Annotated in this window: 7 protein-coding genes; 3 read left to right on the forward strand and 4 right to left on the reverse strand. The window is 67.0% G+C overall.

Annotation, left to right across the window (positions count from 1 at the left end; genetic code table 11):
• Positions 1–483: 483 nt before the first annotated feature.
• The 3 genes from acs (at position 484) to ABE422_RS06840 (ending at position 4145) form a co-directional block, all read left to right on the forward strand.
• Positions 484–2427 carry an acetate--CoA ligase gene (gene acs, locus ABE422_RS06830; RefSeq protein WP_346481567.1) on the forward strand — a complete coding sequence of 648 codons (1944 nt, stop codon included), beginning with the start codon at positions 484–486 and terminating at the stop codon, positions 2425–2427.
• 205 nt (positions 2428–2632) lie between these two features.
• Positions 2633–3298: a response regulator transcription factor gene (locus ABE422_RS06835; RefSeq protein ID WP_121040978.1), complete on the forward strand. Its 666-nt coding sequence runs from the start codon at positions 2633–2635 to the stop codon at positions 3296–3298.
• 268 nt (positions 3299–3566) lie between these two features.
• Positions 3567–4145: a manganese efflux pump MntP family protein gene (locus ABE422_RS06840; RefSeq protein ID WP_313211923.1), complete on the forward strand. Its 579-nt coding sequence runs from the start codon at positions 3567–3569 to the stop codon at positions 4143–4145.
• A 24-nt stretch (positions 4146–4169) separates the two neighbouring features.
• On the opposite strand, the gene ABE422_RS06845 is transcribed toward ABE422_RS06840, so the two are convergent.
• The 4 genes from ABE422_RS06845 to ABE422_RS06860 all read right to left on the reverse strand — a co-directional run bounded on the left by ABE422_RS06845 (position 4170) and on the right by ABE422_RS06860 (position 15579).
• A complete protein-coding gene (locus ABE422_RS06845) occupies positions 4170–7619 on the reverse strand; it encodes a PAS domain-containing hybrid sensor histidine kinase/response regulator (protein ID WP_346482710.1) in 3450 nt (1149 codons plus the stop codon).
• Between the two features lie 78 nt (positions 7620–7697).
• Positions 7698–9845 (reverse strand): S46 family peptidase, encoded by a 2148-nt coding sequence (locus ABE422_RS06850; protein ID WP_346482711.1) that lies wholly within the window; start codon positions 9843–9845, stop codon positions 7698–7700.
• A 107-nt stretch (positions 9846–9952) separates the two neighbouring features.
• Positions 9953–13798 (reverse strand): translocation/assembly module TamB domain-containing protein, encoded by a 3846-nt coding sequence (locus ABE422_RS06855; protein ID WP_346482712.1) that lies wholly within the window; start codon positions 13796–13798, stop codon positions 9953–9955.
• Entirely contained in the window at positions 13795–15579 is a 1785-nt protein-coding gene (locus ABE422_RS06860; RefSeq protein ID WP_346482718.1) for an autotransporter assembly complex family protein, read from the reverse strand. Before ABE422_RS06860 ends, ABE422_RS06855 begins: the two co-directional genes overlap by 4 nt.
• Positions 15580–15684 lie beyond the last annotated feature (105 nt).

Genomic DNA, 15684 nt, shown 5'->3' on the forward strand with positions numbered 1-15684 from the left:
CATGGGGCACGGTCGAGCCGAGGGTGCGGCGGGTTGACGCACCGAAGCTATTGGCCATTAGTCGTACTCGCCCCAGCGGGGCGAGTACGACCCGGGCGCCGGCAGGCGGCCGGCAGGTGCCGAAGGCACCGTGTAGGTACCGACCGTTGGTCGGTACGCAGTGCCTCACGACCAACGGTCGTGAGCTACCGGGGCGAATGGCCGTGAGCCTCACGACCAACGGTCGTGAGCTACCGGGGCGAACGGCCGTGTGCCTCACGACCAACGGTCGTGGGCTACCGGGGCGAATGGCCGTGAGCCTCACGACCAGCGGTCGTGGGCTACCGGGGTCAACGGCCATGTCATATCGGGGTGGTCGGCGTTCGACCATGGTCTAACCACCCCGATACCGCGCAGACGGGTGGATGCGGCAAACTGAGGGGGAGAGGTCGCCACTTATGTTGCGACCGCACAACCCCAAGTCAACGTGCAAGTGAGGGTGCCATGGCTGATCTTTACCCCGTCGACGCCGCGTTCGCCGCGGCATCGCGGATCGACAAGAACACGTACCAGCAGCTCTACCGCGAATCGGTGGAGCATCCGGATGCCTTCTGGGGCAAGGCCGCCGAGCGCCTGGACTGGTTCAAGAAACCGACCCGCATCAAGAACGTCAGCTACCAGCTCGACGATTTCCGCATCAAGTGGTTCGAAGACGGCGAGCTCAACGCCAGCGTCAACTGCCTGGATCGCCAGCTCGACAAACGCGGCGACAAGATCGCCCTGCTGTTTGAACCGGACAGCCCCGATGCACCGTCGCAGGGCGTCACCTATCGCGAGCTGTATGAGCGCACCTGCCGCCTCGGCAACGCGCTGCGCAACCTCGGCGTCAAGAAGGGCGACCGGGTCACCATCTACCTGCCGATGATCGTCGACGCCGCGGTGGCCATGCTGGCCTGCGCGCGTATCGGTGCGATCCACTCGGTGGTGTTCGGCGGCTTTGCCCCGAACTCGATCGCCGACCGCGTCATCGACTGCGGCAGCAAGCTGATCATCACCGCCGACGAAGGTCTGCGCGGCGGCAAGAAGATTCCGCTCAAGGCCAACGTCGATGCCGCGCTGAAGCTGCCCGGCACCACCACCGTGGAAACGGTGCTGGTGGTCCGCCACACCGGCGGCGCGGTGGACATGCAGGCCCCGCGCGACCGCTGGTTCCACGACGTGGTGGATCCGCAGCCGACGCAGTGCGAGCCCGAGCGCATGAACGCCGAGGATCCGCTGTTCATCCTCTACACCTCCGGCTCCACCGGCAAGCCCAAGGGCGTGCTGCACACCACCGGCGGTTACCTGCTGTACGCGGCCTACACCCATGAAGCGGTGTTCGACCTGCGCGAGGACGACATCTACTGGTGCACCGCCGATGTCGGCTGGGTCACCGGCCACAGCTACATCGTGTACGGTCCGCTGGCCAATGGCGCGACCTCGGTGATGTTCGAAGGCGTGCCGAACTTCCCGAACACCTCGCGGTTCTGGGAAGTGATCGACAAGCACCAGGTCACCATCTTCTACACCGCCCCCACCGCGATCCGCGCGTTGATGCGCGAAGGCGATGCACCGGTCAAGCGCACCTCGCGCAGTTCGCTGCGCCTGCTCGGCAGTGTCGGCGAGCCGATCAATCCGGAAGCGTGGCGCTGGTACTACGAAGTGGTCGGCGACAGTCGCTGCCCGATCGTGGATACCTGGTGGCAGACCGAAACCGGCGGCATCCTGATTTCCCCGCTGCCGGGCGCGGTCGATCTCAAGCCGGGCTCGGCCACCCTGCCCTTCTTCGGCGTGCAGCCGGCGCTGGTCAATGCCGATGGCGAGATCCAGGAGGGGGCCACCGAAGGCAACCTGATCATCCGCGATTCGTGGCCGGGCCAGATGCGCACCGTCTACGGCGACCATCAGCGCTTCATCGATACCTACTTCCGCACCTACCCGGGCAGCTACTTCACCGGCGACGGCTGCCGTCGTGACGAGGATGGCTACTACTGGATCACCGGCCGCGTGGACGATGTGATCAACGTTTCCGGCCACCGCATCGGCACCGCCGAGGTGGAAAGCGCGCTGGTCTCGCACCCGAAGGTGGCCGAAGCGGCCGTGGTCGGCTTCCCACACGACATCAAGGGCCAGGGCATCTATGCCTACGTGACCCTGATCGCCGACGAGACGCCGAGCGATGCACTGCACAAGGAGCTGGTGGCCTGGGTGCGCAAGGAGATCGGTCCGATCGCCGCGCCCGACCATCTGCAGTGGGCACCGGGCCTGCCCAAGACGCGCTCGGGCAAGATCATGCGCCGCATCCTGCGCAAGATCGCCGAGAACGCCCCGGACCAGCTCGGCGACACCTCGACCCTGGCCGATCCGTCGGTCGTGGCCTCGCTGGTGGAAGAACGCAAAGTGAAGTGAAGTAACCCTTCACCGTGCAGGCGCAGGATGGGGCCGCGTCATCGCCTTCGCGCTGTCGCTCCCACGATCCGCAAGCGGATCGTGGGCCCCGCCTCACCAGCACCCACACCCCGCCGCTTCGCGGCCGCCCCCTGACTCAGGGGGCTGTCATCTCGATAGACCTTTTCGTTGCGTCGCTGCACGCCTCCGCAACATGGCCCCCACCATGACGACCCTCCTGATTGCCGATGACCATCCGCTGTTCCGCGAAGCCCTTCGCGGGGCCGTGCAACGCGTCATCCCCGGCGTGCAGCTGTACGAAGCGGACAGCGTGGAAGCGCTGTACCAGCTGGCCGACCAGCACACCGACGCCGACCTGGTCCTGATGGACCTCAACATGCCCGGTGCGCAGGGCTTCAACGCGCTCGTGCATATGCGTGCCCTGCACCCGCAGCTGCCGGTGGTGGTGGTGTCCGCACGCGAAGAGCCGACGGTGATGCGCCGCGCGCTCGACCATGGCGCCTTCGGCTTCATCCCCAAATCCGCCGATTCGGACACGATCGGCCATGCGCTGGGCACCATCCTGGATGGTGAGACCTGGGCACCGCCGGAAGCGCACAACGTGCCCCAGACCGGGCGCGAGGAACGCGAGATCGGCCAGCGCCTGCGCGAGCTGACCCCGCAGCAGTTCCGGGTATTGCAGATGCTCGGCGCCGGCCGCCTCAACAAGCAGATCGCCTACGACCTCAATGTCTCCGAAGCGACGATCAAAGCCCACGTCACCGCGATCCTGCGCAAGCTCGGTGTCACCAACCGCACCCAGGCGGTGCTGATGGCCGGCAAGCTGGCCATCGACGACGAACAGATCGTGTTGCCGCCGGAAGAAGAGTAGGCGTTATAGCCGGAGCTATGAATTCCAGCGTGACCTGCGCAATTCGCGGCAAACGCTCCACGCCGCGGGCCCGGTGCTAAGCTTCGCGTCCCCTTGGGGAGTAGCCGGATTCCTGCTGAAGGAATCGCCCGTATCAACATACTCGGCCAGTGCGCCGTGGTGCGGGCAACCATCTTGGTTGGCGAGACCAGCGGTCCGCGTGCGCAACGACAGGTTGGGCGCGTCCGCGGTCCGTTGCTCGCTCTCGCCCGACCTGTCGCGTATCCCAATGTCCCCCATTTCGATCCTGCTGATCGGCTTTGCCATGTCCACCGATGCCTTCGCTGCTGCCATCGGCAAGGGCGCGGCCATGCGCAAGCCACGCTTTTCCGACGCCTTGCGCGCCGGCCTGATTTTCGGTGTCATCGAAGGCATCACGCCGGTGATCGGCTGGCTGCTCGGCCGCGCTGCGCTGGCGTATGTGGAGGCCTTCGATCACTGGATCGCGTTCGGCCTGCTCGGTGCGCTGGGCGTGCACATGATCATCAACGGCCTGCGCCCCGACGAGGGCGGCGACGAGGAAGACACCAGCAAGCACCATGGCTTCTGGCGCCTGGCAATGACCGGCTTCGCCACCAGCATCGATGCGATGGCAGTCGGCATCGGCCTGGCCTTCCTCGACGTGCATATCGGTGTGATGGCGCTGATCATCGGCCTGTGCACGCTCACCATGGTGACCGCCGGCATCATGCTCGGCCGCGTGCTGGGCGGCATGGTCGGCAAGCGCGCCGAGATCATCGGCGGCCTGATCCTGATCATCATCGGCTCGACCATCCTGTACGAACATCTCAGCGGCGCCGTGGCCTGACCGGCGGTCACGCCCGCCCCACGGCTAGAGATCGCCGCGGGTGTCGTGGAAGGCGGCCAGGAAGGCCCGCAGCGAGGCCGGCTTGATCGGTTTGGTCAACAACCGATAGCCGCGGTCACGCGCCATCCGCTTGAGCTCGTCGCGGCCGTCGGCGGTGAGCAGCGCCCCCGGAATCGCACGCCCGGCCTTCTGGCCCAGCGCCACCAAGGTATCCAGCCCGTCCAGGCGGTCATGCAGGTGGTAATCCACCAACATCACGTCCGGCCGTTCGACCACTTTCTCCAGTGCCTGGTCGACGGTGCTGGCGGTGATCACCTGCACCTGCCAACGGCCCAGCAGCGCCCGCATGCCATCCAGGATTTCCTGATCGTTATCCACGCACAGCACGCGCATGCCGGCCAGTGAATCGGCGCGGGTGACCGGGCTCGGTGCCGGCAGTGCGTCTGCGGTCGGCAAGGCCGGGGCCGCCACGAGGGGCAGCAGGATCGAGAACATGCTGCCGCTGCCGACCCGGCTGCGGGCGTTGAGTCGGTGATCGAGCAGGCGCGAGATACGCTGGCAGATCGACAGGCCCAGCCCCAGGCCCTGCTCGCCCCAGTCGAACGGCTGCTGGTAGCGATGGAACTCATCGAAGATCTGCTGCATGTGGTGTTCGGGAATGCCCGGGCCGGTATCCCATACCTGCAGTTCCACTTCCGGCCCGCGATGGCGCACGGCCAGCACGATGCGGCCCTGGCGCGTGTAGCGCAGCGCATTGGCCAGGAAGTTCTGCAGCACGCGGCGCAGCAGGCGGCGATCGCTGCGCACCCAGGCCGGCCGCGCGAACAGATCCATGCGCAACCCACGGCCGGCTGCGACGGGCGAGTACTGCGCCGCCAGCTCGCGCATCAGCAGGCTGACATCGAAGTCACCGATCACCGGATGCAGGCCACCGGCATCCAGACGGGAGACATCCAGCAGGCCATCCAGCAGTTCCTCGGCTGCACGCAACGAGGCATCCACGCGCTCGGCCAGATGCCGTTGCTCTTCGTTGTTGTGGTGGCTCTCACGCAGCGCTGAAGCGAACAGACGGGCAGCATTGAGCGGCTGCAGCACGTCGTGGCTGATCGCGGCCAGGAAGCGCGTCTTGGACTGCTGGGCCACTTCGGCTTCATGCGAGCGCTCGGCCACGCGCTGTTCCAGCGTTTCGTTGGCTTCCAGCAGCGCGCGCTCGGCGTGCTTGTAGTCGGTGATGTCGTTGTAACTGGTGACGTAGCCACCGCCGGGCAGCGCCTGCCCGCGCATCTCGATCACCTTGCCGTCGCTGCGGGTGCGCTCGAAGATGTGCGGCGAGCCGGCTCGCATGTAGCCGATGCGGCGGTTGATCTGCAGCTCGATGTCGCCCTCGCCGAGCTCACCGCGCTCGGCGTTGTAGCGGATCAGGTCGGCGACCGGCCGGCCCACGTAGAGCATCCCGTCGGGGTACCCGAACATCTGCTGGTAGCGGCGGTTCCAGGCGGTCAGGCGCATGTCCGGATCGACCACGCTGACCCCCGCGCTGATGTTCTCCAGGGTGGTGGAGAGAATCTCGCGGTTGAAGCGCAGTTCCTGGCCTGCCTCGTCGAGCACCGCCACCACTTCGCCCAGGTCCATGCCCGAACCGCGCAGCAGACTGGTCAGCAGCAGGCGGGCCGACGCCGCGCCGATCGAGGCCGCCAGCAGGCGCTCGGTGAACTGCACCCAGGCACGGTCCGCCGGCGCGGAGGCCTGCAGCTCGCGGTCCATGGACTGCGCCTGCTCGAAGAACGATCGACGGGCATGACGGTCGCCCACCACGCGCGAGGCCAGCGCCAACAGGTCACCGACATGCACGTTGCCCGGCCACGCACCGGCCACCGATGGGCGCTGCGCGTAGGGATCCAGGAACGGCGCCGCACGCAGGCGTTCATCCACGCCCGGGCGCCAGCGCACCGAGACCAGCACCATCGCCGCGACATTGACCAGCAGCGACCAGAACGTGCCGTGCGTCAGCGGGTCCCAGCCGCTCATGCCGAACAGGTGCTGCGGCTGCAGCCAGCCGATCCCGAACGGGCCCTGCACCAGCCAGGCCGACGACATCCAGCCGGCCTGGGTCAGCGCCGGCAACAGCAGCGTGTATACCCAGGTGCCGAAGCCGAGCAGCATGCCGACTTCGACGCCGCGGCGGCTGGCACCGCGCCAGTACAGCCCGCCGATCAGCCCCGGGGCGAACTGCGCGACTGCAGCGAAGGCCATCAGGCCGTAGGAGGCCAGGGTACTGTCGTTGCTGCTGCCGCGGTAATAGCTGTAGGCCACCAGCGCCAGCAGCAGGATCGCGGTGCGGCGAATCCACAACACGCGCGAAGCGACATCCGCCGCCTCTTGATGATCGCCACTGCGGCGCAGCAGGACCGGCATCACCAGATCGTTGCTGACCATGGTCGCCAGCGCGATGGAGGCCACGATGACCATGCCGGTCGCAGCCGAGAAGCCGCCGACATAGGCGACCAGCGCCAGGAACTTGCGACCTTCGGCCAGCGGCAGGGCCAGCACCATGCTGTCGTCGGCGACACTGCCACCGGTGCCGAACAGGGTCACGCCGGCGGTGGCGATCGGAATCACCATCGCCGAGATGATCACCAGGTAGGCCCCGAACATCCAGCGCGCGCGGCGGATATCCCGCACATCGCCACACTCGACCACCGCCACATGGAACTGGCGCGGCAGGCAGATGATGGCCAGGAAACTCAGCAGCGTCTGGGAAATGAACCCGACCGGTGGCAAGCCGGTGAACAGCGTATGCGCCGACTCGATCACCGCATCGGTGCGGTCGTTGAGCCACAGGTAGGCGAACAGGCCCAGCGCGACCATCGCGATCAGCTTGATCATCGATTCCAGCGCGATCGCCAGCATCATGCCGTGGTGGTGCTCGGTAGCATCCACCTGGCGGGTACCGAACAGCGTGGCGAACAGCGCCATCAGCAACGCCACGTACAACGCGGGATCCGTGAAGAAGCCAGTCGGGCCGACGTTGCCGGTCAGCACCTGCAGGCTCATCGCGACGGCTTTGTACTGCAGGGCCAGGTACGGCACGATGCCGATCAACGCGATCACCGCCACCAGTGCGGCCAGGCGGCGCGAGCGGCCGAACCGCGAGGAGATGAAATCGGCGATGGAGACCACGTTCTGGCTGCGTGCGATCAGCGCCAGGCGCTCGATGATCCGCCAGCCGAACACCCACAGCAGCAGGGGCCCCAGGTAGATCGGCAGGTAGCCGATGCCATTGCGCACCGCCGTGCCGACCGCACCGTAGAACGTCCATGACGAGCAGTACACCGCCAGCGCCAGGCTGTAGACCACCGGGCGCAACCACGGTCGATCCGGGTACATCGGGCGACGGTCACCCCACCACGCCACGCCGAACAGCAGCGCGGCATAGGCCACTGACACCAACAGCAGGATCCAGCTGGAGACCACGCGGGTGCTTCCGTGAGAGCAGCCCGCAGTGTAGGCCACGACCATTGGTCGTGGCGTTCCAGGGCGGGCCGCCGTGCCTTATTCGGCCGGAACGCCCATTTCCTTCAGCAGTTCGGGTGCCGGGTAGACCTTGGCCAGCAGCCAGCGCAGGTAGCGCATGTCCACGTGCACCGCGCGCTTGAAGCGCGGATCGAACCACCAGCTGGCGCTGACCGACTCCCAATTGCTGTCGAAGTTCAGGCCGATCAGTTCGCCTTTGGCATTGAGCACTGGTGAGCCGGAGTTGCCGCCGGTGGTGTCCAGGTTGGTCAGGAAGTTGACCGTCTGGGTCTTCAGCACCGGATCGGCGGTGGAGCCGAAATCACCCTTGGCGATCGCGTCCAGGAGCGGCTTGGGCGCATCGAACGGGTAGGCGTTGGTGTTCTTCTCGACGATCCCGGCCACAGTGGTCACCGGGTCGAAATGCACCGCATCGCGCGGCGACAGCGCCTCGACCTTGCCGTAGCTGATGCGCAGGGTACGGTTCGCATCCGGGTAGACCGCGCGGCCCTGCTTGGCACGCCAGGCGAACAGCGCCTGCATGTACGCCGGGCGCAGGCGCAGCTGCTCGCCTTCGCGGGTCTTGCGCTCGTCATCCAGGCGCAGTTGCGCGGCGACCAGCGGGCCGGCCAGATCGATCAGCGGATCGCGTGCCAGCGCCTTGCCCTCTTTCGCCGCGGCAAAGCGCGACAGCCGCTCGGCTTCGTCGCCCAGGCGCGTGGTGGCGTACAGCGTATCCAGGGTCTTGGCCAGCGCGGCCGGGGTGCGGCCGAAGGCCGCGTCGAACGCGGGCACGCGCTGCGCGTCGGGCAGCTGCTGGTAGCGGGTCAGCAGCGTGGTCAACAGCGCTTTTTCGATGGCCGGATCGTAGCGGCGCTGGACCTGCTTGAGCACGCCCTCGATCAAGGCCAGATCGCGCTGCTGGTAGCCCGTGTCACGCTCGGCATCGGGCTTGGCCGATTCGATGCGCAGGCGCTCCAGGGTCAGTGCCGAGCGCAGCAGCTGGCTCTGCGCCGCGAGCAGATCGAGCAGCAGATCGCGCTCGCCCACTGATGCGCCGCTGGACAGCGAGCTCAGCAGGGACTGGATGTCGCCCCGGTACGTCGCGTCGGTGGCCTGCAGCATCGCTGCCTCATCGGCGGCACGCTGCGCCTTGGCATCGCTGCGCAGCAGGCCTTCCAGCTCGCCAGCGGCGCGCTTGCGGTTGTTCTTCAGCGACTGCAGCTGCGAGGCGTAACGGGTGCGTGCCTGCGCATCCTTCGCACTGGCCGCTTCGATGGTGTCGATCATCTGCTGGAACACCGCCACGCGGCGTGGCAGCACGGCATCGATCTGGCCGGCGAATTCCGCGGCGGTGCGATGGCGGTAGGTGATGCCCGGGTAACCGGCCAGCATCGCGTAGTCGCCGGTCTTCGGGCCGTCGATCGCCATCTTCAGGTGCGCCGGCGGGTGGTACGGCACGTTGTCCACGCTGTACGGCGCGGGCTTGCCGTCCTTGCCCACGTAGGCACGCAGCAGGGTGAAATCACCGGTGTGGCGCGGCCACATGAAGTTGTCGATCTCATCGCCATAATTGCCGATCGCGCGCGGCGGCGCGTAGACCAGGCGCACATCGCTCAGCTCAAGCTGGCGGATGCGATAGAAATCGGTGCCGTAGTACATGTCCGCCACGCTGCAGCGGATGTTGCCTTCTTTCTCACAGTCGGCCACCAGCTGCTTGCTGGCGCGGTCGACCGCATCGAAATACGCCCGCCCGGTCTTGCCGCGCGCATCGCGCAGCACTTCATCGGTGACCTTGTCGAACCCGACCGTGACCAGCACGCGGAAATCCGGGTTGGCCGCGCGCTCATCGCTGCGGCCCTTGGCGATGAAGCCGTCGTTGATCAGGTTGTGCTCGGGCGAGGTGTTGTACTGGATCACGCCCATGGCCACATGGTGGTTGGTCAGCAGCAGGCCGTCGTCGGAGACGAACGAACCGGTCCCGCCACCGGCACGCACCACCGCACTCAGCGGCGGCGCGGTGACGTTGGCCAGGTCGCCCGGGTTGCCCTTGAAGCCGGCCGCCTTCAGCGGTTTGGCCAGGTCCGGCAGCTGGGTCGGCATCCACATGCCTTCGTCGGCATGGGCGCCGGCAGCGAGGGTCAGGCCAAGCGCCAGCGCGGCGGTGAGGGGTTTGCGTGAAGACATGGGCACATCCGGTACGTCAGAACAGCCCGAGACCTTAGCCGCTGCGCCCGGCAGGGGCAACGGCCGATGGTTGGGCAAGCACCCGCATCACGACCAACGGTCGTGATCTACTTTTCTTTTCGCCAGTTCAACGACCCACGGTTCTCCACCGTGCTCGATTCCAGCTCCGCATCGAAGCCACGGCGCAGCAGGTACTTCAGCGTCAGCACCGAGCCACTGCCGACCAGCGAGACGCCGTAGCCGATGTACAGCTTGGGCGAGATGTACTTGCCGAAGCCGATCACCGAGCCACCCAGCGCGCGCGACTGGCTCACGCCGGCGTCGTCCAGGCCGAGCTTGGCGCCCAGCTGCGAGGCGAGCAGGCCGCTGCCGGCCGACAGCGCCGCCGAGGCCGCGTTGACCTGCTGGGCCTGATCGCTGCTGGCACCGGTGAGGCTGCGTCCCAGCACCAGGTAGGCCAGTGCTTCGGACTGCGACATCGCCGGTTCCGACCACACATCCACGCGCGGCGACTGCGCCCGCCCGGTCACGTCGATGCCGGCGGTGACATCGCCGACGGCGCGCTGGGCACGGATGTTGATGCGCGGATCGGAGACCGCGTTGTAGTTCCAGTTCAAGTTGCCGCGGGTGATGGTCAGGTCCTGGCCGTAGGCCTTGTAGCGCCCACTGACTTCCAGCCCGCCGTTGGCGGTCATCTCACGCCCCGGGCGTGCCCACACCTGCATCTTGCCGGTCAGCGCACCCTTCAGGCCGAACCCGGCCATCTTGACCTTGTCGCCCAGGCTCACGGTCAGGTCCATGTCCAGCGGCGAGCTGGGCCCCTCTTCCGGATCGACCGGGTCCAGCACCACCACATCTTCGGAGACCGAGGTGCCACGATCCAGGCGCTCCAGGTCCAGATCCGCTTCGGGGACGTGCACGGTGCCACGCAGCTGCATCGCGCTGCCGGCCAACGTGAAGTCCAGGTTCGGGTTGGCGATCACGCGCAGCTCGCTGGTGTTGGCCAGCAGCACGTTTTCGCCGTGGATATGCAGCTGCAGCGGCTGTGCATCGCCGAACCACGACAGCCCGCCATCCACGTACAGCGTGCCCTTGCCGGAGTTGGCCTGCGCGGTGATCTTGGCCGAGCCGTCCGGCTGCGCGGTGAAGCTGCCCTTGCCTTCGGCGAAGGTCAGGCCGAGCGCAGGGAACTCGCCATTGAACTTGCTCAGCGTGGCCTCACCGCCCAATGACGGCGTACCACGGGTGCCGCGCAGACTCACGTGGCCTTCGATCAGGCCGGTTGGGCGCACGATGTCGGGCGAGAACAGTTCCAGCCAGTACAGCCGCGCGATGTTCATGTACAGCTCGCCGGTCAGCGGCGCGTTGGCATCCCAGCCGGTCTGCACCTTGGCATCGACGAAGCCGTCGCCCTGGAAACCGACACCGAGCTTGGCGTTGATCTGCTGCGGGGTCATCTCCAGGTTCACCGAGAACTGGTCGTAACGCACCAGCTCGCCACGCGCGTTGTCGCCCAGGCGTACCCCGCCTTCGCGCGAGGTGACCGAGGCACTGCCTTCCCACGCGTTGCCGCGGGGGCGGATGCGCCCATCCAGATTCACTTCACCGCGCAGGAAGATGCGCCTTCCGGACTGCGGCGGCAGCCACGGCTGCACCAGCGACAGCGGCAAGGCATCGCCCCGCACAAGCAGCCCTTCGCGCGGCCAGTTCGCGCTGGCGCACAGCGCGCCGCCGGTGGCGGCACCCAGGCAGGCATCGCTCAGGGTGAAGTTGCTGCCCTGCACGCTGAAGGTGGCCGGTGCGCGCAGGCTCCAGGCATCGCCCTTCATCGGTGCGATGCGCAGCGCGGTCAGATCGCCACGCCAGGTCTGGCCCTGCTGGCGAACGCCGCCTTCCAGCGCGACAGCACCCAGCTCGTTCTTCGTCTGTGCATCCAGGCGCAGATTGGAGAGGCTGCCGCGTGCATTGACGTTGAGCGTGTCCAGCAGCATGCCGACCTGGACCTTGCTGCCCTGCACCGCCAGCGTGCCACTGTCGCCCTGCCACGGCAGGCGCCCCTTGATGCTGATCGCCTCGGCGCTCCAGTCGTCCCAGCGCAGGCCACTGCCGACCAGATCGGCGGTGATGTCCGGCGCGGTACGCGCGCCCTTGATCAGCACGTGGCCGCGCAGGCTGCCGCTGCTGTTGGGCAGCAGGTCGTCCAGCTGCACCGGCTCCAGCTGCGCATCGATATCCAGGCGGTCGCCGACCGAGCCCTTGGCGGTCAGGCGGCTGTTGCCCAGCGCCAGCCGGAGGTTGCCCTCGCCCTGCTCGCCGCGCAGCGCGAACTTGCCCTGTGCATCCAGCGCGCGCTTGCGCAGCGTGCCCTTGATGCCGGGCACATCGACGGTGGCTTCGTAGCTGCCAGCGGTACCGGCCGGACTGCCGGCGGGCGGCGGCAACTGGCGGCCCTTCGAGGCAAACGAACCGGACAGCTTGCCGTCCCAGCCCGGCGCGAAGTAGCCCGGATCGAAGCCGGCCAGTTTGGCGGCCACGTCCCAATCCAACTGCGGCGCCCAGGCCACCTGCCCGGTCACGTCGAGCGAACCGCCCGGCGTGCTGGCCTGCAGCTGTTTGATCACGGCGGCCTGGTCATTGCCGCGCACGTCGAACTGCAGATCGGCCACCTGCTTCTCGCGTTCCACCGAGGCACGGCCAACCGCCGCCCACGCCTTCAGCGTGCCGGCCAGGCCCATGCGCGCTTCTTTCAGCGTCACCGGCACCGGCGCAGCCGCGCCCGGGGTGGTGGTATCGGCGGCGGGCACGAAGGTGAGGTCGTTGGCGACGATGGAGAAGCGCAGGCTGGCATTTTCCTTGTCGGTGAAATCGGCAATGCCTTCCAGCCGCGCCTGTCCACCGAAGCCCTTCACCTGCAGCGGCGACACGGTCAGTACCTGGTCGGCCAGGCCGACCTTGGACGGTGCCAGTTCCACCGCGATGTCGCCCTGCTTGAAGCTGCCCTGCAGATTGGCCTGGCCACCCTTGCCGTCGGCCTGCACCTCCAGCGCCATCGGCGTGCTGGTGCTCGCGTCCATCCCCGGCACCAGCAGGGCCAGGTCCAGTTCCTTGCTGCGCGCAGCGAGTTTCCACACCGGGTCGGTGCGGCCATCGAACACGAGGCTGGCCTGCAGCGGTGCCGGTGCATTGCCGGCGATCGCCACTTCCATATGGCCCAGGTCACCGCGGGCGACCAGGCCCAGGCGCGCCGGGGTACGCCCGCGCGGCGCCGGCATCAGCGCGCCGAGGGTGATGTCGGTGTCGTAATCGCTGCGCGGCAGGTAATGCCCGTCCACGCGGAAATCGCCGTAGCTGCTGTCCACGATCAGCTGGCGCGCGCGGAATTCGCCATTGGCGATCTCCAGCCCACCGCGCACCTTGGCGATGTCGATCAGCGGCTGCTGCGCCTGGGTGATCCGGAAGCCATCGATGATGATGGTGTCGGCCTGGATCGCCAGCGGCATTTCAATCTGCGGCAGCGAGTCCGGCCACGAGGGCAGCTCGAACGGCTCATCGCTCTTGGCCAGGTTCAACGTGGCGTTCTTGATCTGCAGTGCATCGAGCTGCAGCTTGCGGCCCAGCAGCGGCCGGATGTCCGGATCCAGGTACGCCCGTTCGGCGGTGAAATGGATGTCGTCGTAGCGGAAGTCCAGATCGTGCAGCACCAGCGGCCCGGCGACCGGGCCATCGACCTTGCTCCAGGTGAGCGAGGCGCCGACCGGCAACCGCGCGACCACCTGGGCCAGCAGCACATCGCGGCCCGCCACGGTCTGCAGCAGCCAGTACACCAGCAGCAAGGCCAACAGCACCAGGCCGAGCACGGTGAAACCGGACCACGCCCAGAAGCGGCGCTTGCGGTAGAAACGCACGCGCGGGGGCGGCGGGGTGGCGGGGGCGGAAGGCGTCGGCGTGCTCACAGGTCCGCTCCGATGTTCAGGTACAGCTGGAACTGCGAATCCGGGTCGTTCAGGCCGTGCGCGATATCCACGCGCACCGGGCCCACCGGCGATTTCCAGCGCACGCCGAAGCCCACGCCGGTGTGCAGGTCGATGGTGTTGTCGAACGCGCTGCCGGTATCGACGAATACCGCCGCGCCCCACGGCCCGCCCTTGAAGTAATGCTCATACTCGGCCGAGCCGACCACCAGGTTCTTCGCGCCGAGCGCGTACTTGTCCGGTGGTGCGGTACGCGGGCCGACTTCGCGGAAGGCATAGCCGCGGATGCTGCGGTCGCCACCGGCGAAGAAGCGCAGGCTCGGCGGCATCGCCACCAGATCGCTGGTCCAGGTGGTGCCACCTTCGCCGCGCAGGATCAGGCGGTCGCTGTCGCCGATCGGCACATACCAGCGCAGCACCATGTTGGCCTGCACGAAGCTGGTGTCCGAGCCCGCACCTTCGACGCCGCCACGCAGGGTGGCACTGCCGCTGAGGCCACGGCGCGGGAACATCTCATCGTCCACGTTGACGTAGTCGGCGACCAGCTGCGGGTAGACCAGCGTGGAGGTGTTGTAGACCGCATCGGTGAACTCGGTGCCCGAGGCGTAGCGCCAGCGCTCACGCAGGGCGTTGATCGAAGCGATCGCGGTCCAGTACTCGTTGATCTCGCCGCTGCGGCTGGCCGAGAGCTTGAAGTTGCGCAGGTCGATGTAATCGGTCTGCTCGTCATAGGCGCTGGCGGTAAACGCATACCAGCCATCGAGCCAGGCAAAGCCCGGGATGCGGTAGCTGGTGACCAGGCTCTTGCGCTTCTGCGCATAGTCGAGCTGGGTGTTCATCTTGTGGCCGCGGCTGTTGAGGAAGCGCCGCTCCAGGCCACCGCGCACACCGGCGCCACTCTCGCTGCCGTAGCTCAGGCCGGCGGTGTAGATCGTGCGCTTGGCGCGGGTCAGGTTGACGTCCACCGGCACATCGCCGTTGTCATCGGCCTGGTCCGGGCGCGGCTGGATGTCGATCACGCTGAAGTAATCGAGCTTGGTCAGCGATTCGCGCAGGCGGTCCAGTTTACCTTCGTGGAAGTAACTGCCTTCGTCCCAGTACACCAGCGGGTCGAACAGCTTGTCGACGAAGTAATCCTGATGGAAGCGGATCTCGCCCATGTTGTAGCGGCGGCCACTGTCCCAGGTCAGATCGACATCGGCCGCGTTCTCGGCGCGGGTGATCTGCACCTGGCGCTGGGTGAAGTCGGCATCGAAATAACCACGCTCGGCCAGGCGCCGGGTGACCCGGATCTTGCTGGCTTCGTACTCGGTGTGCTCGAACCGCTGGCCCTTGCGCGGCTTGAATTTCTCGAGGTCTTCCTGGAGGTACTGGTCCAGCTGGGCCGGGCCGGTGATGTCGATGTGCTCGCGGCGGACCAGGGTCGGCGGCCCTTTCTCGACCTGGATCACCACGCGCAGGTTCTCGCCTTCGCGCGGGCTTTCCACGGTGATGGTCGGGTTGTAGTACCCGAACGGCTCCAGCGCCTCGCGGGTCTGGCGCTCTGCCTGGGACAACAGATATTCCAGCCGCGACTCGCCCTGGACCTTGCCGATGGTGTCGTACAGGGACAGCGAGACCTCGATGTTCTCGATCATCTCGGCATCGTCGCCCTTGTCCAATCCTTTGATGTCCACTTTCTCGATGGTCCCCCGTGCATGTGCCACCGAGGCGGTGGCAAGGGACAGGAACATCAGCGGAAGGGCGAATTTCGTTGGCTGCATGGCGACAGCATAACGGGCCATCGCGAGCATGCGAAATCGGCGTGGCTGTTTCAGAACGGCGGTGAAGAAGCCGTTAAATTCCGCGAGAAAGTCGCTTGCATCACA

The organism is Stenotrophomonas sp. TWI1151, from assembly GCF_039673135.1.
Classification (GTDB): Bacteria; Pseudomonadota; Gammaproteobacteria; order Xanthomonadales; family Xanthomonadaceae; genus Stenotrophomonas.

What these genes read in the sequence shown, in the direction of transcription:
- acs (WP_346481567.1), top strand. Translation starts at nt 484, where the DNA reads ATGGCTGATCTTTACCCCGTCGACGCCGCGTTCGCCGCGGCATCGCGG.
- ABE422_RS06840 (WP_313211923.1), top strand. Translation starts at nt 3,567, where the DNA reads ATGTCCCCCATTTCGATCCTGCTGATCGGCTTTGCCATGTCCACCGAT.
- ABE422_RS06860 (WP_346482718.1), bottom strand. Translation starts at nt 15,579, where the DNA reads ATGCAGCCAACGAAATTCGCCCTTCCGCTGATGTTCCTGTCCCTTGCC.
- ABE422_RS06850 (WP_346482711.1), bottom strand. Translation starts at nt 9,845, where the DNA reads ATGTCTTCACGCAAACCCCTCACCGCCGCGCTGGCGCTTGGCCTGACC.
- ABE422_RS06835 (WP_121040978.1), top strand. Translation starts at nt 2,633, where the DNA reads ATGACGACCCTCCTGATTGCCGATGACCATCCGCTGTTCCGCGAAGCC.